Below are 17650 nucleotides of genomic sequence, written 5' to 3' on the forward strand. Positions count from 1 at the left end.
TGGGCACGATCTTGCTTGGCGCGTCGCGACGAGGTGGAACGACATGGCTACTCTCTCGACGTCTGCATGGGTGCTGCATGAGCTCGGTCTGGCCGCGGGGTTCGGCGGCCCCCTCTTCGGTCGGCTGGCGTTGCGCCAGGCGGTCAAGGATATCCATTCCGAGGCCGAGCGGGGCAAGGTGCTCGCTGACGCCTGGCAGCGGTACAACCTCGTCAATGCGATCTCGCTCGGCACCGCCGCGGCCACCTGGTTCATCGGGCGGACGGTGATCTCGGGGCGATCGATCGACCGTGAGACCCGCGATCTCGTGCGCTTGAAGGACATCCTCCTGGGCGCGACGCTCGCCACGAGCGTCGCCAGCATGATGGGCGGACAGCAGATGCGCGAGGAGGCGCCCGACGGCGGGGCGCCCCTCCTCAAGGAAGACGAAGCGCCGGGGCCGCGCTGGCCCGCGAGGGCCACGGCGCGGCAGCGGCTCCTCGGCGTCATGGGGCCGCTCAACATCGCCCTCACGGCGGGCGTGATCGGCGTGACCACGGTCCTCGCCATGAAGTCCGGTCGTTCGGCGAAGTGGAGCCTCCTCTCCCGCCTTCTGCCTTGATCTGCGCCCTCCCGGGAGCGGTCGCCGGAGCGAGCCGGCGCGCCGCCCAGGCGGCCGCCTACTGGCGCCCACCTGGGCCGCGCCGGCGCGCAGCGTCGCTCTCGTGATACGGTGGGCCGATGAAGGTAATGACAATGATGGTGCTCGCCCTCGTCGCCCTGGGCTGCAGCGACGAGCACGGCGAGGAGGAGGGTTGCCCTGAGCTCTGCGAGCAAGCCGTGGAGTGCCCGGGGGACGCCACGACGGAGCAGAGCTGCCTCGCGATGTGCAGCGCCGATACGGAGGCCGCCGAGGAGGCTGGTTGTCACGACGCCTGGGATTCGTACCTCGAGTGTCGCAACCACGCCGAGGACAACTGCGATCCCGCGAAGTACGACGAGGAGTGCAGCATCCAGAAGGAGTCGCTGAACAGCTGCCTCGACCGCAGCTGATCCGAGGTGCCGGCGGGCGCTCGACCGGGGGAGCGCCGCCTGCCCGGCCCGCGGCTACTCGAAGCGGTGGACCTCGCGCCCGCTCGGGAGCTCCTCCGGGATGAGCGCCGCGAGCCGCTTCGGCGTGGCGCGCGGGTCGAGCAGCGCTTCTCCCACGAAGGCGCAGAGCCAGCTGATCTCCTCCTCCGTGAGGTCGATCGGCTGCTCCAGCAGCGGGTCGACGGCGGCGAGGACCGGGGCGAGCGGGCCCATCTGGCCCCGCAGATCGCGGTCGAGGCGCTTGTTCGTGTACTCCGTGGCCGACGTGTAGACGTCGAGGTGGTGGCGGATGGCGCCTTCCAGCGACGTGAACGAGCCGTTGTGGAAGAACGTGGGCTGGAGGGCGACGTTGCGCAGCGGCGACGTCCTGAACTTGTACCGATCGGCCGGATCGCCCGTGACCTGCTCCAGGCCGAAGTCCTCATCGGCGTTCGGGCCGTCGAAGACCACGTTCGAGTGCGCCGGATCGTCGGTCGGCGCGATCTGCGGCACGCCGATCGCGTGCTGCTGGAAGTCGCTGAACATCTCGTTCGACTCCCCCGACACCGCGTGGCACCTGACGCACCCCGCCTCGCCGAAGAAGAGCAGCGCGCCGCGCTTCTGCTCCAGCGTCATCGCGTTCCGGCGGCCGCGGGCGAACCTGTCGATGGGCGCGTCGGCGAACGTGAGCGACATCTCGAACTCGGCGATGGCGGCCGCGATCATCTCGTAGGTGATGTCGTCCCCTCGCTTCACCGCCCGGAAGCTCTTGGCGAACCGCTTGCGGTACGCCTTCACGTCGTTCACGCGCTCCGTGACCTCCTCGCGCACGACGTCGTGCGACTGCGGCGCCTCGTACCCGGTCATCTCGGTGACCTCGGTCGGCGGGATGAACGCCTGGGCGTTGAGCAGGTGCGGCAGGGAAGAGAGCGACGTCCCCTCCGGCGCGGTGAACGAGAACCCCTGGCTGTTGTCGAAGGGGTCGCCGGACACGGCGAAGAACCGAGAGTTCCACATCAGCGTGGGATAGAAGGCCGTGTTGATGATGGTGGGGGCACGGCGCTGGTTGCGCGGCCCTGTGCGGTGCGGCCCGACGACGCCGTTGTTGTCGATGCCGATGGCGATCGACTGCGTGTCGGCGAAGCCCGCAGTCGGCGCGTGGCACCCTGAGCACGAGTTGTCGTCGTTCAGGCCGAGGAGGCTGTCGAAGAACAGGTCACGCCCGAGCTTCGCGAGCTTCTTGTCGAGCTTCCGCCCGAGCCGCGACTCCAGCGTCGACTCGATCTCTCCGGTGAAGCCGTGCCGCGCGAGGACCTTGGCGAGCCGCTCATCGACGGAAGGGCCCTTGGCGCGCGCAGGTCGCGCCAGGACGAGCGTGAGGACGAGAAAGGCCGTCAGGGCGGCGAGCGCGCGCCCGAGGGATCGCAGGGTCATGGTGCCTCCGGCTCCCCCGGCGGGGGAGGCGCACATCGGGGTGCGCGCTTGAGATCAACCAGTCCTGCTCAGATCCTGATCGAGCGGCTGTGAATCGGATGATGGGAATCTAAACTCGCGAGCTTCCGGCCGGCAAGACAAATTAGATAAATATTCCATGATTCAAAGGGCTTACTGCGTGTCCTTGCGTGTCCCGCCGTGTTCTTGCGTATCCCCCGGTATTCTTGCGTGTCCTCGCGTGTTCTTGCGTATACCCGCGTATCCCCCCGTGTTCTTGCGTGTCCTCGCGTGTCCCCGCGTGTTCTTGCGTATACGGCGGTCCGTTCATCGCATTATCTGCGGTTGTCGCGCCTACATTCGGCGGTCGCGCCGCGCCGCGCCGCGCGTGGCGTCGTTGTAGGTGCGTGGCCGGCGCTCCGCGGCGGTGCGGCGCCCGCGCCCAGCGCGCCTCCGAGGTCGCGTGGCACTCATGCTTTGTGGGGCGCGATGGGCCGTCGTATGCTTGAGGACATGGGCCGGACAGCACCTCTGGCGGATCCGACGGCGCTCGTGGGGGGCGCGCTCACCGGCGGATATCGGATCGTCCGCGTCCTCTCCGCGCAGGGCTTCGGTGTCGTGTTCGAGGCCAGGGGCCCCTCGGGTCGCCGCGTCGCGCTGAAGGTCTTGCGGCCCGACGTCGTCACCGAGGACACGCTCTCACGGCTCACCCGCGAGGCGAGCGTCACCGCGAAGCTCGACAACGCGCATGTCGTCCCGATCGTCGACGCCGGCCACGACCTCGAGCGCGATCTCGCCTACCTCGTGATGCCGCTGCTCGACGGGACCGACGCCGCCGCCCTGCTCGCCGAGACGGGGCCGCTCGCGCCCGAGGTCGCCGTGCGGATCGCGCTCCAGGCCGCCGCGGGGCTCTCGGCGGGGCACGCCGCGGGCCTCGTCTACCGCGACGTGCGGCCGCCGCGCATCTTCCTGGAGCACCTCGCGAGCGGAGAGATCCTCGTCCGCGTCTTTGGCTTCGGGCTCTCGAAGGGCTGTGACACGGCCACCTCCGCCCCCGGCAAGGCGGCGAGGAGCACCGGTCCTCTGCGCGAGGAGTCGGGGCCGCGGGACCGCTCCGCGGACGTGCGGGGCGACGTGTTCGGCCTCGCGGCGACGCTCTATGAGATGCTCTGCGGCGTCTCGCCGTGGGCCGAGCTCGACGTCACGGCGGACACCGCCGAGCTCGGCCCGGCGGACACGGCGGCGGACGCGCCGGCGCCGTCCCTGGCGCAGTTCCCGTCGATCCAGGACCGCGCCCCGTGGATCGAGGCGCGCCTCGCGACCGCGCTCTCGCTCGCGCTGCACAGCGACGTGGACCGGCGCTACCCGTCGATCGAGGCGTTCGCCGAGGCGCTGCGCGCCGCGTCCGGCAGCGAGGAGCGCATCACCATCGACATGCTGACGCCGCTCGATCCCGAGCTGCGCGAGGCCGTCGCCGAGCGCGCCGGCGCCGAGATCGATCCGCTGGTCGGCCGCGAGCTCGGCGGCCGGTACGCGGTGCGCCGGCTGATCGGGCGCGGCGGGATGGGCGCCGTCTACGACGCGGAGTCGCCCGAAGGGCGGCGGGTGGCGGCCAAGGTCATCTTCAAGAGCGCCGTCGGGCAGGACGACCACGCCGTGCGCCGCTTCATCCGCGAGGCGCGCGCGGTGACCGCGATCCAGAGCCCGCACGTGGTCAAGACGTTCGAGCTCGGCATGGACCTCACGCTCGCGACGCCGTTCATCGTCATGGAGCTCCTGCACGGCGTGGACCTCGCCAAGCTCCTCAGGATGCGCGGGCCGCTGGAGCCGGAGCCCGTCGTGCGCGTGTTCATCCAGGCCGCGCGCGGGCTCGCGGCGGCGCACGCCGAGGGGATCGTGCACCGGGACATCAAGCCGGCGAACCTCTTCCTGCACGCGCCGTTCGAGGGCGCGGCCCAGCGCCCGTCGACCTCGATCGCCCCGCCGTCCACCCGGCGCGGGCCGCTCGCGTCGGCGCCGCCGTCCACCCGGCGCGGCCCGCTCGCGTCGGCGCCGCCGTCCACCCAGCGCGGCTCGCTCGCCGCGGGGCCGCCGTCGGTCCGGCGCTCGTCCGGCTCGGTCCGACCGCCGCCGTCGGGCCGGCGCCCGTCCGGATCCATCCGCCCGCCGTCGTCGAGCGATCGCAGGATCGTGGTCAAGGTGTGCGATTTCGGCATCGCGAAGCGCACGGGGGATGGCGTCTCGCACGAGCTCACGCGCGCCGGCGGCGTGCTCGGGTCGCCCATCTACATGTCTCCCGAGCAGGCGAAGATGGCGAAGGACGTCGATCATCGCTCCGACATCTGGAGCCTCTCGGTCTCGCTCTACCAGGCGCTCTGCGGGAGCTGCCCCTGGGATCCCGACGCCTCGCTCGCCGAGCTCCTGCTCGCGATCTGCACCGAGCGCGTGCCGCCGCTCTCCGGGGCCGCGCCGTGGGTCTCCCCGGCGCTCGCGGCCGTCGTGCACCGCGGCCTCCAGCGGGATCCTGCGGAGCGCTGGCAGAGCATGGAGGAGCTCATCGCCGCGCTCGAGCCGCACGCGGAGGGCTCCGGCGCCGTCACGCTGGAGCAGCTGCGGGGCATCGACCCCGAGCGGCGCGCCGGCGCCACCCCGATCTCCGCGCTGCGCGAGGAGTCCAGGCTCTCGCGATCGGTCGAGGGGGACGAGCGCTCCATCGGCGGCAGCTCCTTCACCGCGGTGAACGCGCCTTCCGGCGCGACACGGCGGCGCTTCGTCGGGGCGGCGGTCACGGTGGCCGCCCTGGCCGCGCTCGGCGGCGGCCTCGCGCTGCGCGCCTCGACGGGCGACGATCGGGGCGCGTCGCCAGCCGCGCCGAGCGAGCCCGCGCTGCCCGTCGCGGCTGCGCCTGCGCCTGCGCCGGCGCCGGCGTCCTTCACCGCCGTCGTGACGCTCCCGAAGGATGCGACGGCGCGGGTCAACGGCGCGGCGCGCCCGGTGAGCGATGGCCGGCTCGACCTGACGGGCAACGCCGGCGACACGTTCGAGATCGAGGTGACCCGCGGCGAAGCGACCACGAAGGGGACGGTGTTCATGCTGAGCGACGGCACGGTCCGCCCCGATCGCATCGATCTCCAGCCGCCCGCGCCGGCCTCTGCGTCGGTCGCGGCCTCCGAGCCTGCCCCGCGCCGTGACAGGAAGACCCGCGCCCCGCGCGGCGCTCTTCCCGTGGGGGACCCTGCCACGCCCTCCGCCACGGGGGCGCCTATGGCTCCGCCGGCTCCGACCGCGGTGGTGCCGGTCGACCGGTGGTGAGACCGATGCCGCGCGCCCGTCGCGCCCTGCGGCGCTGCCTTGCGGCGTGCGCGCTCGCCGTGGCGAGCGCGGCGCCTGCGTCTCCGGCCCGCGCGCAGCCCCCGCCAGCGGCTGTCCCGGGCGCGCCACCCGAGCCGCCTGCCACAGCGCCCGCGTCACCCGCGTCGCCCACGTCGACGGACGAGGCGCTCGCCCGGGCCAAGGCGCTCTTTCAAGAAGGGAACGAGCTGCGCAAGATCGGCGACTTCCAGCGCGCGCTCGAGCTCTACCTGAGATCGCGCCAGGTCGTCGCGTCGGTGCCCAACACCCTCAACGCCGCGTTCTGTCTCGATCAGCTCGGGCGTTACGACGAGGCGCTCGAGCTCTACGAGACGCTGCTCACGGAGCTCCGCGCGGAGCTCGGCGAGCCGGAGCGCCGGAGCGTCGCGTCCGCGATCGCCACGCTGCGAGCGCGGATCGGCAGCGTCGTCGTCTCGTCGAACGTCGACGGCCTGGTGCTCATCGACGGGAGGTCGCGCGGCCGGCTCCCCCTCGCCGGCCCGGTCCGGCTGCTCCCCGGGGATCACACGCTCCGCGTGGTCAAGGACGGCTGGCACACGTTCGAGCGGATCCTGACCGTCCGCGTCGCCGAGACCACGTCGGTGGACGCGAAGCTCGATCCTCTCGCGAGCACGGGCCGGCTGAAGATCGAGGACGAGCGGCTCGTCGGCGCCGATCTCACCATCGACGGCGCGCTGATCGGCCAGCTGCCCTGGGAGGGCGCGCTCGCGCCTGGCCCGCATTTCTACTCGGTGCGCAAGGGCAATTTCGGCTCTGCGCCCCGCGAGGCGAGCGTCATCGCGGGGCAGCTCGCCGTCGCCACGGTCGAGGCGGGGCCGCTCGGCGAGGAGGTCCGCGTCGTCGCCCAGCCGCTGAGCGCGGAGCTGACCATCAACGGCGTCCCGGTCGGCAAGGGGCAGTGGCGCGGGGCCCTGCCGCTCGGGCGCCACACCTTCGAGGCGCATGAGCCGGGCTATTTCGCGCGCACGCTCCGCGCGACCGTCGACAGGACGACGACGGGCGACATCGTCCTGCCGCTCGCCATCGACGACGCGCACCCGCGCTGGGGTCGGAGGGTCGGCGTCTTCCGGCTGGAGGCGACCGGTGGTTATGCCTTCGCCTCGTCGCTCGAGAGCGACGCCGAGCGGAGCTGCGAGAGCTACAGCTGCTCGGGCATCTCGCGCCCGTCCGGCGTCCTGGCCGGCGTGCGCGGCAGCTACCAGTTCCCGATCGGCGCCGCCATCGAGCTCACGGCCGGGTACCTGAGCCTCCGCACGACGCTCGATCGCTCGCTCGACGCGACGTACGCCGCTCCGGGCGGGGGCAACGGCAGGCTCCCCATCCGCTACAGCTTTCACGACGACATCGGCATGGCCGGCGTGACGGTGATCGTCGGCGGCAGCTATTATTACGGGCTGTCGTCGTGGCTCGACGTCGGCGGCGCGCTCGGGCTCGGCGTGGTGCTGGCCGAGATGAGCGACGAGGTGACCGGCACGGCGTCGGACGCGGAGAGGACCGTCGGCGTGGCCGTGAAGAACGCGGGCAGGGCCGTCCGCGCCGCCGCCCCGTTCGCGATGCCCGAGCTGAGGCTGCGGCTGAAGCTCGGGCGCCTCAGCGCCAGCGCGGGCCTCGGCGTCGGCTTCTTTCTCGTCGACGGCCCGCCGCTCGAGACGGGCAACACCTACGTGGTCGGGGCCGCCGAGTGCGACGCGGCGCACCCCACGGTCGACTGCGCGCCGGACAAGAAGGTCGTGTTCGAGGAGCTCGCCCACGGCACGTTCACGATGTTCTTTCCGAACGTCTCCGTGGGATACCGGTTCTGAGCGCCGCCGCGCGCGGCGCTCACCGGCTCGCCTGATCCCTCGCGAGGCGCGCCTGCTCGCGCACGAGGTCGAAGAGGGCCGCCGCATCGAGCAGCGACGTCGTGAGCCGGCCGAACTGGATCACGTCGCCCACCGCGACCTCCTGCGGCTCGCTCTCGGAGAGCACCTTGCCGTTCACGCGGGTCCCGTTCTGCGAGCCGTTGTCGATGAGCACGAGCTGCCCCTGCTCATTCCGCCGGAAGTGCGCGTGCAGCTTGGACACCGAGGGGTGGCGCAGCACCACGTCGCAATTGCGCGTGCGGCCCACCGAGATCTGGTCGAGATAGGGATTGCCCTTCGCCTTGACGAGCTGGAACACCTCGCTCGCTGGACCGGGCGGAGGCGGCGGCTTCCGGTGCGCCGCCGGCGATGCGGCGACCGTCCGGAATGCGATCTGCTGGTTGTCCGGACCAGCCTCGGACACCACGAGGAGCAGGTTCGTCACCTGGCGGACGAAGCGGTCCCGAGGCATCACACGCGCTAGCTCGATGATGTCCCCTGCGTCTTCCACGATGTGCCGAGTATAAGCCGATCCGGCGCCGCGGACCGTCCACGGAGGCACTTTTGCCGTGGCGTCGCGCCCACGCACGGGGCCCGGCGCACGTGGAACCGCGAAGCCGCCCGCACGTCGTTGCAGCGCAGCGCGAGGCACCCTGGGCCCCGAGCGCATCTCGGCATGCAGCGCGCGAAGCCACGGCGTCGCGCCGCTGCCTGTTTACCGTGTTGCAATAATTCTGTGACATCAATGCGGGCTCGGCGGGCAGCTTGTGCTCGAAAGCGCCGGGATCTGGCGTACCTTCCGCGCCTATGCACGCACCCGTTCGTGGACGCATCTCGGTCAACCCCCGTGGCTTCGGGTTCCTGAACATCGAGGCCTCTCCGGAGAAGGCGGGGGCGCCGGGCAGGCCGGGCTGGGCTGCCCTCGGCTCGGCGACCGCCTTCATCGCGCCGCCCGATCTGAACCCGTTCCTCGACGGCGACGTCGTCGACGCGGTCGTCGTCGAGGCGGAGCCGGGCCGCTTCAGCGCGTCGCAGCTCGCCCTCGTCCAGCGCGATCGCGCAGAGCTCTTCGGGACGGTCGTATCGCACGCGAAGCGGCCGCACCTCCGGGTCGATCGCCTCGTCTCCAACACGGACTGGCCGTTCAAGCCGGGCAGCGCCGACGACCTCCCCGAGGGCGCCGCGGTGGTCGCCGTCATCGAGGGCGCCGCGGTCGTCCCGGCCCGCGTCGTCTCGTCGAGCGCCGACCTCGGCATCGAGCGTTGCCTCGCCCGCAACGGCGTGCGCGCCGTGTTCCCGGGCGAGGTCCTCGAGGCGTCGCGCGCTTCGGTGGCGGCGGTGTCGGTCGAGCGCGAGCTCGCGCGCGGCCGCCGCGATCTGCGCGACGTCATCACCGTCACGATCGACGCGCCCGTCACCACGGACATCGACGACGCCGTCTCCGTGCTGCCCGCCGGGCCCGACGGGGCGCTCCGCGTCCTCGTCTCGATCGCCGACGTGGACGCGTTCGTCCCCGAGGGCTCGCCGCTCGATCTCGAGGCCCGCGCCCGGGGCACGAGCGTCTACCTGGCCGGCCGCGTCATCCCGATGCTCCCCGACGCGATCTCCAGCGAGGCGGCGAGCCTGCTGCCGGGGGTCGATCGGCTCGCGGTCACGGTCGAGCTGCGCATCGATCCCGAGGGGGGCATCCGGTCGATCGACCTCCACGAGAGCGTGATCCGCTCGCACGCCCGCCTCTCGTACGACGCCGTCGAGGAGTTCCTGACGACGGGCCGCTCCGCCGGCATCCCCGAGGCGGCCCGGCCGGTCGTGCGCTGGCTCCGCACCGCGGCCGCGCGGCTGTCGACGGTCCGCGCGGCGCGCGGCGGCGTCGAGCTCGATCGCGAGGAGGCGTACGTCACGCTGGACGCCGAGACGCGCGAGCCGACCGGCGTCTCGCCGCGCTCCGACACGGGCGCGCACCGCCTCATCGAGCGGCTGATGGTGGCGGCGAACGAGGCCGTGGCCAGCTGGCTCGTGGCGCGCGGGCTCCCCTGCATCTTTCGTGTCCATGACGAGCCGACCGAGGATCGCATCCGCGCGCTCGAGCAGTTCGCGCACAACTTCGGCGTCGAGGCCGGCTTCGGCGCGCGCCTGAGCCCCCTCGGCCTCGCGGCGTTCGAGGCGCAGTACAGGGGCTCCGAGCTCGCGCCGGGCATCCGCACCGTGCTCGGCAAGGCGCTCGGCCCTGCCCGGTACACGGCCGCCGGAGGCCTGCATTTCGGCCTCGGCGCCCCGCTGTACCTGCACTTCACGTCCCCGATCCGCCGCTACGCCGACCTCGCGGTGCACCGCGTGGTCAAGCGCTACCTCCAGGGCCACCGCGACCAGCGCGTCGACGCCGAGGCGCTCGCGTCGCTCGCCCACCACCTGAACGCGCGCGCGCGCAGCGCCGCCAAGGCCGAGACGGAGCGGCACCGCATGCTCGTGGCGCGCCTGTTCGCCTCCCGCGTCGGCGAGGAGATCGAGGGCAACATCGTTTCCATCAAGCCGTTCGGCCTCGTCGTCCAGATGGTCGAGTCCGGCGCGACGGGCACGATCGCGCTGGAGGCGCTGCCGGGCGGCCCTTATCGGATCGACGTCGCCGCCCAGGCGCTGGTCGGCGCGAGCCGTCGCTACGGCGTCGGCGAGCCGATCCGCGCCGCCATCGCGGCGACCAACGAGGAGCTCGGCCGCGTCGACCTCGTCCCTGCGGGCGCTCGCGGCGCCCCGTGACCGGGGCGGCGGCTCCGGTCTACGGCGACAGGAGCACGACGAACGCGTCGGTGCCGTTCGCCGCGTGCTCGCCGAGGCCGAAGTCGATCTTCCCCTCGGCGGTGCCAGAGAGCGCGATGACCTTCGTGCTCGGCGCGATGGCCGCCGCGTTCGACTTCTGGTTGCCGGCGGCGCCGAGCACCTTCCCCCAGAGGTGGTTGCCATCGGGGTCGAGCTTCGCCACGAAGGCGTCGAAGCCGCCGCCGCCGGGCAGCGGCCCGCCGCCGAGGTCGACGACGCCCTGGACCGAGCCGGTCACCACCACGGCGTTCTCCGCGTCCGTGGCGATCGACGTGCTCTCCTGCGTGCCGTCTCCGGCGAACCACCGCGCCCACACGGGCACGCCGTCCGTGGCGATCGACGTTACGAACGCCGTCTGCACATCGTTGGCGGGGAGCGTGCCGGCCGGCCCGAAGTTGAGCTCGCCCATGTACGTCCCGGTCACGAGCACCGCGCCCGAGGGAGCGACGGCGATCCCGGTGCCTGCCTGCGACGCCGTGTCTCCATAGTCCGAGAGCCAGACGCCGTTCCCGCTGCTGTCGAGCTTCAGGACGAACAGGTTCGGCCCGAGCCCGGTGTTCTTCACCTGCCGGGAGCCGACGGTCAGGGTGCCGTTGTACCGGCCCGTGACGAACACGCTGCCGTCGTTGCCGACGGCGGCGCTGGTCGCGAACTGGTTCTTGTCGTCTCCATAGATCCTCGTCCACACGACGGCGCCGAGCGGATCGTACTTCCGCACGAAGATGTCGGTGCCGCCTTTGCTGGTGGCGCAGATCGGGTCGCCGCCCGGGACGGGCGACGGCGCGCAGACCAGCGATCCGCTGAAGTAGCCGGCGATCACGATGCTTCCGGCGGGGTCCACCGCGATCGAGCGCAGCGTCTGATCCGCCGCGTCGCCGAGCTGGCGAGCCCAGCCTTGCTCGCCCTTCTCTCCGCTCATCGTGACCACGAAGGTGTCGAGCGCGTTGACGCTGCTCAGCGTCGTGCCGCCGAACGTGAACGAGCCGTAGAACGTCCCGCCGAGCACGAGGTTGCCCTCGGGCGTCACCGCGAGCCCGTTGAGCGTCTCGGCGCCGCTGCCGCCGAACCTCACGCTCCAGCGGTGCTGTCCGGAGGGGTCGAAGCTCGCGACGTACACGTCGGAGGTGCCGATGCTGACGAGGGCGCCCGTCTCCTTGCCGGTCAGGTTGATGGTCCCCGAGAAGGTGCCGCCGATATAGATGTTTCCCTGCGCGTCGACGCCGACGCTGGTCGCGCTCTGGGTGTTCTGGTCACCGTAGAGGGCGCCCCAGAGCGGCGTGCTGCAGGCGAAGCCGTCGCAGTCCTCGTCGGTGTCGTCCGTGCATGTCTCTCGTTGCGGGGTGACCTGGCCGCCGCACGGCCGCCATGACGTGCCCGAGAGGTCGCACATCTGCAGCCCCACCGCGCAGAGCCCCACGCCGCTCGTCCCCTCGGGGCCGCTGTAGCAAGTCTTGATCTGGCCCGGGGTGCACACGCACCCTGCGTCGGGCTCGTTCGTCGCGCCGTCGCAGTCGTCGTCCACGGTGGTGCTGCAGTCCTCGGGCCTCGGGACCACGGCGCCTTCGCACTCGCCGAAGCTCTGGCCGTCTGGCTGGCACCTCCGCACGCCCGCCGCGCACACGCCGACACCCTCGGTGTCTGCCGGGCCGGGATAGCAGGGCTGCACGTCGCCGACGCTGCAGAGCGGCGCGCCTCCACCGTCGCCGCCTCCACCGTCGCCGCCGGCGTCGGGACGTGGGCCGATCGGCACCGGGTCCGAGCACGCTCCCGAGAGCGTGAGCACCAGCGCAGACCCGACGAGCATCGATCGCGCGCGCGGGGTTGTCCTCGTCACCATGAGGGGGCGGAGCTCCATGTTCGGCGATCTGGCTTCAGTCCTGGCGTGATTTTCTCGTCCGCTGCTTCTTCTTGGTCAAGTCGATGATGAACGTGCTCGCGGGCGGCGCGCTCGCCGGAGCGTTCGGCGCGTCCGGGCGCATCGTCTCTGGCTCGTTCGCGTTGCTCCGCGCTCCTGGCTCGTTCGCGTTGCTCCGCGATTCGTCGGTGCTCTCCGACGACGGGGAGAGCTGGGTCGGCCCGGCGCTCGCGCTCTGGGCCGGCAGCAGATCGTGCCGGACCGCGTCGTTCTGGGATTCGTCGCGGAGCGCCATCCAGACCGCGAGCACGCTCACGAGCACGAGCGCCACGCCGCCGAGCGCGAGCGGGATCACGAGCTTCGGCGGCAGCCTAGGCTGAGCGTGGCGCGGCGCCCACGCGGCGGCCGGCTGCTCGCCGTAGGGCGCGCTGGCGCTGTGCGGCGGCGCGGGCGCGCCGTAGGCCGAGCCGGTGTTGTGCAGCGACGAGCCGGTGTTGTGCAGCGACGAGCCGGTGTTGTGCAGCGACGAGCCGGTGTTGTGCAGCGACGAGCCGGTGTTGTGCAGCGACGAGCCGGTGTTGTGGAGCGAGGCGGGCGCGCCATGCGGCACGCCGGCGCTGTGCCGTGAGGCGGGCGCGCCGTAGGCCGGTCCGGTGTTGTGCAGGCCGGAGCCTGTGTTGTGGAGCGAAGCTGGCGGGCCGTGGGGCGCGCTGGCGCCGTGCGCCGGGGCGAGCGCGCCGTAGGCCGGTCCGGCGTTGTGCAGGCCGGAGCCTGTGTTGTGGAGCGAGACCGGTGCGCTGTGGGGCGCGCTGGCGCCGTGCGCCGAGGCGGGGGCGCCGTAGGCCGGGCCGACGTTGTGCAGGCCCGAGCCTGTGTTGTGGAGCGAGGCTGGCGCGCTGTGCGGCGCGCCGGCGCCCTGCCGCGGTGCGGGCGCGCCGTGCGCTCCGGCGTGGCCGGCTCCGGTGTTGTACAGGGCCGACGGCGGTCCATTCGGAGCGCCGGGGACGGCCTGCGCCATGCCGGGGTGACCTCCGTGCGCCTGGGCCGCATCCATGGCGCTCCCGCGCGGAGCTCCGGGCGCCGCCATCGTGGCGGCCTCCCACGAGGGCGCCCCGCTGTTGCCTGGGCCGAGCTCCGATCCGATCGCGGGCGCCGGGCCCATCTCGTTCCATCTCGCGCCCGACGGGGCCGCGGGCCGCGGCGGAGGCTCGGCCTGCGCGTCCGCCGAGGCGGCCGCCGCCAGGAGCATCGGGGAGAGCTGCGGCGCGCCCGCCGACGGCACGTCGCCCGCCGCGAGGCGCGCCGACGCGTGCGGCGGCGCCGCTCCATGCAGGAGCGCGCGCACGTCGGCCTGCATCGTGCGGGCGTCCGGGTAGCGTCGGTCGCGATCGAACGCGAGCGCCCTGTCCACGACGAGGCACAGCCCGTGCGGCGTCTCCGGCGCGACGCTCGCGAGCGGCGGCGCCGCCATGGTCGCCATCTTCACGAGCAGCTCGGACTCCGTGCGCGCCTCGTGGATGCGCCGCTTCGCGATCACCCGGAACATGGTCGCGCCGACGGCGAAGAGATCCGCCCTGTGGTCGACCGAGATGCCGCGCACCTGCTCCGGGGCCATGTACGACACGGTCCCGAGCGTCGCGCCCGTCCGGGTCCGCATCGCCGTCTTCACGCCGTCGCGCATGCGCGCGATGCCGAAGTCGAGCACCTTGAGGCGCCCGGTCTTCTCGACGAAGAGGTTGTCGAGCTTGATGTCGCGGTGGATGATCCCCTGCTCGTGCGCGGCTCCGAGCACGTCGAGCAGCTCATCCATGAGCCGCAGCATCTCCCCCATCTCGATGTTGCCGAGCCGCTGGAGCCGGTCGGCGAGCGACTCGCCGTCCAGGAGCTCCATCACGAGGAACGGCGCCCCGTCCTCGGTCACGTCGATGTCGCGGATCTCGACCACGCCGGGGTGCTGGAACCGATTGACGGCCTGCGCCTCGCGCTCGAACCGGGCGCGCAGGTCCTTCGAGCGCGCCACCTCGGGGTGGAGGATCTTGATCGCCTCGCGCCGCCCGATCTTGTGGGTCGCGGCATAGACGGCGGCCATCCCGCCGATCCCGACGAGGCGATCGATCGTCCATTTGCCCCGCAGGGTCGTTCCTACGCGCCTTTCGCAGGCCGCCCTCTCGTCGTCCATGCCCCGATCGAATGTCACAGCGTGCGGGATCGAGGTCAAGGTGAGAGCCGCGGCGGAAGCGACCTCGGCGCGCCTCTCCGCGCCGACGAGCCTACCAGCGATCCTCGCTCAATCGGGGACAGGGTGCACCCCGTCGCGCACCCAGGGATCGATGGTCCGCCGGAACGCCGCCTCGGTCCGGAGCCCCGCCAGCACGGACGCGAGCCCCCACTGCAGGCGATTCACGAACGTGAAGTCCTGCGGCATCTTCGGCACGTGGGGGATGGTGGGCATCTTCTCTCCCTCCTTGAGGGCGAGCCCCCGGATGCCGCGGGTCAGGTACGCCACGGTCTCGCGCGCCTTCTCCGGGGAGCACTTCCAGGTCCCGTGCGTGCACAGCGGGACCATGAGCTCCATCGTGTAGCTCCGGTAGAGATCCCAGCTCTCGTCGGCCGGGTCGTAGCCGAGCACCTCCACGCACGCCCGGTCGAACTCCTTCCAGTCCGCGTCCATGGCCGCGCGCATGTAGCGCTTCATGCCCTCCACGAGGTCGGGCGGGAGCTGCTTCACGCAGCCGAAATCGAGGATCGTGACGCGGCCATCCTCGTGGAAGCGGTAGTTGCCCGGGTGCGGGTCGGCGTAGAGCCAGCCGTACCGGAGCATCGAGCGGAAGGTGAAGCGCCAGATGGAGAGGCCCGCGCGGTTCTTCGCCTCCTGGCTGCCGCGCTCGCAGAACTCGGCGTAGCTCATGCCGTCGACGAGCTCGAGCGTGAGGACGCGCCTCGTGGTGAGGCTGTGGTGGATGCGAGGGATGTAGACGTCCTCGTCCCCGGCGTTCATGCGGCGGAACAGGTCCGCCATCTCGGCCTCGCGCGCATAGTCGAGCTCGGACAGGAAGACCTTGCGGAGCTCGTCGACGGTCTGCCGGGCGTGCAGCTTCTTGGCGATGGGCGCCATCATCGCCTCGAGCATCGAGACGCTCTTCAGGTCGTTCTCGATGGCCCTGTCCATGCCGGGGTACTGCACCTTCACCGCGACCCGCTCCCCCGACCTCGTCGTGGCCCGGTGCACCTGTCCGATGCTCGCCGCCGCGAACGGCTCCCGCTCCCACGCCGCGAACACGCGCTCGGGCGGGGCGCCGAGCTCCTCGCGGATCATCTGCTCCGCGGCCTCCGGCGACAGGGGCGGCGCCTTGTCGAGCAGCTTCTTCAGCGTGGCCTGGAACTTCTCCTCGTATCCCGGCGGCGCGAGCCCGTCGATGTAGCTCGCCATCTGGCCGAACTTGAGCGGCAGGCCTTTCATCTCGCCCAGCGTCTTCAGCATCGCCTCGGCGGTCTTCTTGACCTCCTGGGCCATCCTCCGCCGCGCTTCGGCCTCCTCCTCCTCGGTCCGGGTCGCGCCGAGGACGCGCTTCGCGCCCTCGATGGCGAACGGGATCGTGCGGGGCGCGAGGCCGGCGAGGCGCGCGAGGCGCCCCAGCTTGGAGGTCGGCGGATTGTCTCGGGGTTTGTCGTCGGCCATGCGGGACTGACTCGCTAGGGTGGAAATGTCGGCGCGGAGGGGTCATGCGCCCGCGCGGCGCTTCGGGGCCGCGCGGATCTTCGGAACCGGCCACATGGAGACGGTGTTCCTCAGCTGCTGAGCCTGCTCGGGAGAGATATCCCCTTCCACGTGGACCCGGGCGCGCCGGTCCTCGACGACGACCCGCACCGCGCCCCGCCCGACCGGCGCTGCGCGGAGGACGTCCGTGATGTCGTCGAGCAGCCGCTGCGGCATCCGGCCCCGGAGCAGCCGGACGTTGCGCCCCTCGACGCGCACGCAAAATAGCTCATTTGCGCGCAGGAGCGCCACGACGAGCGGCACGACGAGGGCGAGCAGGGCGACGGGGATCAGGAGGGACATGGGTGGCCGCCCACGACGAGAGCTCCTCCCCAGGCCCACCGCGGGCCTCGATCGTGAACCGGTGCCGGCCGTTGTCAACGACGGACGCGGCGGGCTCTGGGGTGCCGACGGGCGCCGAGCGCGGCGCGGGCTGCGCGAGATGCGCGCGATGCGACGTGGAGCGCCGGCGAGCACCGCGCGGCTCGGGGGCCCTGGTCAGCGCGCCGCGCGGTGCCTACCTTAGGTAGCCATGACGAGCGCCGCGCCCCAGCCTGCCGCCATCGATCCGCGCCTGGATCTGCACGACGAGATCAGCCGCCTGAAGCGGGAGAGGAACGCCGTCCTCCTGGCCCACTACTACCAGGACGGCGACATCCAGGATCTCGCAGACTTCCTCGGCGACTCCCTGCAGCTGGCCCAGCAGGCGAAGAAGACGACCGCGGACGTCATCCTGTTCGCCGGCGTGCATTTCATGGCCGAGACGGCGAAGATCCTGAACCCCGAGCGCATCGTCGTGGTCCCCGACCTCGCGGCGGGCTGCTCGCTCGCCGACGGCTGCCCCGTCGACCGCTTCCGCGCGTGGCGCGCCCGGTACCCGGGCGCGGTCGCGATCTCGTACATCAACTGCTCCGCCGAGGTGAAGGCGGAGAGCGACTACATCTGCACGTCGTCGAACGCGGAGAAGATCGTCCGCGCGATCCCCGAGGGGCAGGAGATCCTCTTCGCGCCCGACAAGAACCTCGGGCGCTGGCTCGTCGAGCGGACGGGCCGCCCGATGCGCCTGTGGCAGGGCAGCTGCGTCGTTCACGAGACCTTCAGCCTGCGCAAGATCGTCGCGCTGCGCGAGCGCCACCCGGACGCGAAGCTCATCGCGCACCCGGAGTGCGAGGAGCCGATCCTGCGGATGTCCGATTACATCGGCTCGACGACCGCGCTGCTCAAATACACCACCGCGGACGACGCCCGGAAGTACATCGTCGCGACGGAGAGCGGCATCGTGCACCAGATGCGCAAGGCGTCGCCGCAGAAGGAGTTCATCGAGGGGCCGCCCGAGGGCAACTGCGCCTGCAACGAGTGCCCCTTCATGCGGCTCAACACGCTCGAGAAGGTCTATCTCGCGCTGCGCGATCTCGCCCCGCGCCTCGAGATGGCGCCCGAGCTGCGCGAGCGCGCGCGCGTCCCGATCGATCGCATGCTGGCCCTCAGCTGAGCTCGGCGCGCGACGCGGCGATCACAGCACGAGGGAGA

At 72.0% G+C, this 17650-nt stretch carries 13 protein-coding genes (1 of these 13 only partly in view); 6 read left to right on the plus strand and 7 right to left on the minus strand.

Features of this window, described 5'->3' with window-relative positions:
* The first annotated feature begins 43 nt into the window (after window positions 1-43).
* Both POL72_RS42860 and POL72_RS42865 read left to right on the plus strand, forming a co-directional pair.
* Window positions 44-601, plus strand: a complete 558-nt coding sequence (locus POL72_RS42860; RefSeq protein WP_272102667.1) for a hypothetical protein — start codon at window positions 44-46, stop codon at window positions 599-601.
* Between the two features lie 119 nt (window positions 602-720).
* On the plus strand, window positions 721-1032 hold the full coding sequence (locus tag POL72_RS42865) for a hypothetical protein (RefSeq protein ID WP_272102668.1): 312 nt from the start codon (window positions 721-723) through the stop codon (window positions 1030-1032).
* 54 nt (window positions 1033-1086) lie between these two features.
* Here POL72_RS42865 and POL72_RS42870 read toward each other — a convergent pair whose 3' ends face one another.
* Complete coding sequence (locus POL72_RS42870; protein ID WP_272102669.1) at window positions 1087-2484, minus strand: cytochrome-c peroxidase; 1398 nt, start codon at window positions 2482-2484, stop codon at window positions 1087-1089.
* Window positions 2485-2994: 510 nt separating this feature from the next.
* Here POL72_RS42870 and POL72_RS42875 point away from each other — a divergent pair.
* Together POL72_RS42875 and POL72_RS42880 are read left to right on the plus strand one after the other, a co-directional pair.
* Window positions 2995-5793: a serine/threonine-protein kinase gene (locus POL72_RS42875; protein WP_272102670.1), complete on the plus strand. Its 2799-nt coding sequence runs from the start codon at window positions 2995-2997 to the stop codon at window positions 5791-5793.
* 5 nt (window positions 5794-5798) lie between these two features.
* Entirely contained in the window at window positions 5799-7655 is a 1857-nt protein-coding gene (locus POL72_RS42880) for a PEGA domain-containing protein (RefSeq protein ID WP_272102671.1), read from the plus strand.
* A gap of 19 nt (window positions 7656-7674) precedes the next feature.
* On the opposite strand, the gene POL72_RS42885 is transcribed toward POL72_RS42880, so the two are convergent.
* Window positions 7675-8166 carry an FHA domain-containing protein gene (locus POL72_RS42885; RefSeq protein WP_272102672.1) on the minus strand — a complete coding sequence of 164 codons (492 nt, stop codon included), beginning with the start codon at window positions 8164-8166 and terminating at the stop codon, window positions 7675-7677.
* Between the two features lie 335 nt (window positions 8167-8501).
* Here POL72_RS42885 and POL72_RS42890 point away from each other — a divergent pair, with 335 nt between their 5' ends.
* Entirely contained in the window at window positions 8502-10448 is a 1947-nt protein-coding gene (locus tag POL72_RS42890; protein WP_272102674.1) for a ribonuclease R family protein, read from the plus strand.
* 19 nt (window positions 10449-10467) lie between these two features.
* Here the strand turns inward: POL72_RS42890 and POL72_RS42895 are convergent, their stop codons facing one another.
* From POL72_RS42895 to POL72_RS42910, 4 genes are all read right to left on the minus strand, one after another.
* Window positions 10468-12345, minus strand: a complete 1878-nt coding sequence (locus POL72_RS42895; RefSeq protein ID WP_272102675.1) for an NHL repeat-containing protein — start codon at window positions 12343-12345, stop codon at window positions 10468-10470.
* A 34-nt stretch (window positions 12346-12379) separates the two neighbouring features.
* On the minus strand, window positions 12380-14542 hold the full coding sequence (locus tag POL72_RS42900; RefSeq protein ID WP_272102676.1) for a serine/threonine protein kinase: 2163 nt from the start codon (window positions 14540-14542) through the stop codon (window positions 12380-12382).
* A gap of 108 nt (window positions 14543-14650) precedes the next feature.
* Window positions 14651-16042, minus strand: coding sequence for an ABC1 kinase family protein (locus POL72_RS42905; protein ID WP_272102677.1), 1392 nt, complete (start codon window positions 16040-16042; stop codon window positions 14651-14653).
* A 42-nt stretch (window positions 16043-16084) separates the two neighbouring features.
* Entirely contained in the window at window positions 16085-16423 is a 339-nt protein-coding gene (locus POL72_RS42910; protein WP_272102678.1) for a DUF3634 family protein, read from the minus strand.
* 229 nt (window positions 16424-16652) lie between these two features.
* Here POL72_RS42910 and nadA point away from each other — a divergent pair, with 229 nt between their 5' ends.
* Entirely contained in the window at window positions 16653-17612 is a 960-nt protein-coding gene (nadA, locus tag POL72_RS42915; protein ID WP_272102679.1) for a quinolinate synthase NadA, read from the plus strand.
* Between the two features lie 21 nt (window positions 17613-17633).
* On the opposite strand, the gene POL72_RS42920 is transcribed toward nadA, so the two are convergent.
* Window positions 17634-17650 carry the final stretch of a hypothetical protein gene (locus POL72_RS42920; protein WP_272102680.1) on the minus strand. 817 nt of this gene lie beyond the right edge of the window, so the window shows 17 of its 834 coding nt (coding positions 818-834); the start codon falls outside the window, past its right edge; it ends in the stop codon at window positions 17634-17636.

The organism is Sorangium aterium (genome assembly GCF_028368935.1).
Classification (GTDB): Bacteria; Myxococcota_A; Polyangia; order Polyangiales; family Polyangiaceae; genus Sorangium; species Sorangium atrum.

Bases quoted from the DNA above. Each gene is read 5' to 3' on its own strand.
- POL72_RS42860 (WP_272102667.1), top strand. From the start codon at position 44: ATGGCTACTCTCTCGACGTCTGCATGGGTGCTGCATGAGCTCGGTCTG.
- POL72_RS42865 (WP_272102668.1), top strand. From the start codon at position 721: ATGAAGGTAATGACAATGATGGTGCTCGCCCTCGTCGCCCTGGGCTGC.
- POL72_RS42870 (WP_272102669.1), bottom strand. From the start codon at position 2,484: ATGACCCTGCGATCCCTCGGGCGCGCGCTCGCCGCCCTGACGGCCTTT.
- POL72_RS42875 (WP_272102670.1), top strand. From the start codon at position 2,995: ATGGGCCGGACAGCACCTCTGGCGGATCCGACGGCGCTCGTGGGGGGC.
- POL72_RS42880 (WP_272102671.1), top strand. From the start codon at position 5,799: ATGCCGCGCGCCCGTCGCGCCCTGCGGCGCTGCCTTGCGGCGTGCGCG.
- POL72_RS42885 (WP_272102672.1), bottom strand. From the start codon at position 8,166: ATGCCTCGGGACCGCTTCGTCCGCCAGGTGACGAACCTGCTCCTCGTG.
- POL72_RS42890 (WP_272102674.1), top strand. From the start codon at position 8,502: ATGCACGCACCCGTTCGTGGACGCATCTCGGTCAACCCCCGTGGCTTC.
- POL72_RS42895 (WP_272102675.1), bottom strand. From the start codon at position 12,345: ATGGTGACGAGGACAACCCCGCGCGCGCGATCGATGCTCGTCGGGTCT.
- POL72_RS42900 (WP_272102676.1), bottom strand. From the start codon at position 14,542: ATGGACGACGAGAGGGCGGCCTGCGAAAGGCGCGTAGGAACGACCCTG.
- POL72_RS42905 (WP_272102677.1), bottom strand. From the start codon at position 16,042: ATGGCCGACGACAAACCCCGAGACAATCCGCCGACCTCCAAGCTGGGG.
- POL72_RS42910 (WP_272102678.1), bottom strand. From the start codon at position 16,423: ATGTCCCTCCTGATCCCCGTCGCCCTGCTCGCCCTCGTCGTGCCGCTC.
- nadA (WP_272102679.1), top strand. From the start codon at position 16,653: ATGACGAGCGCCGCGCCCCAGCCTGCCGCCATCGATCCGCGCCTGGAT.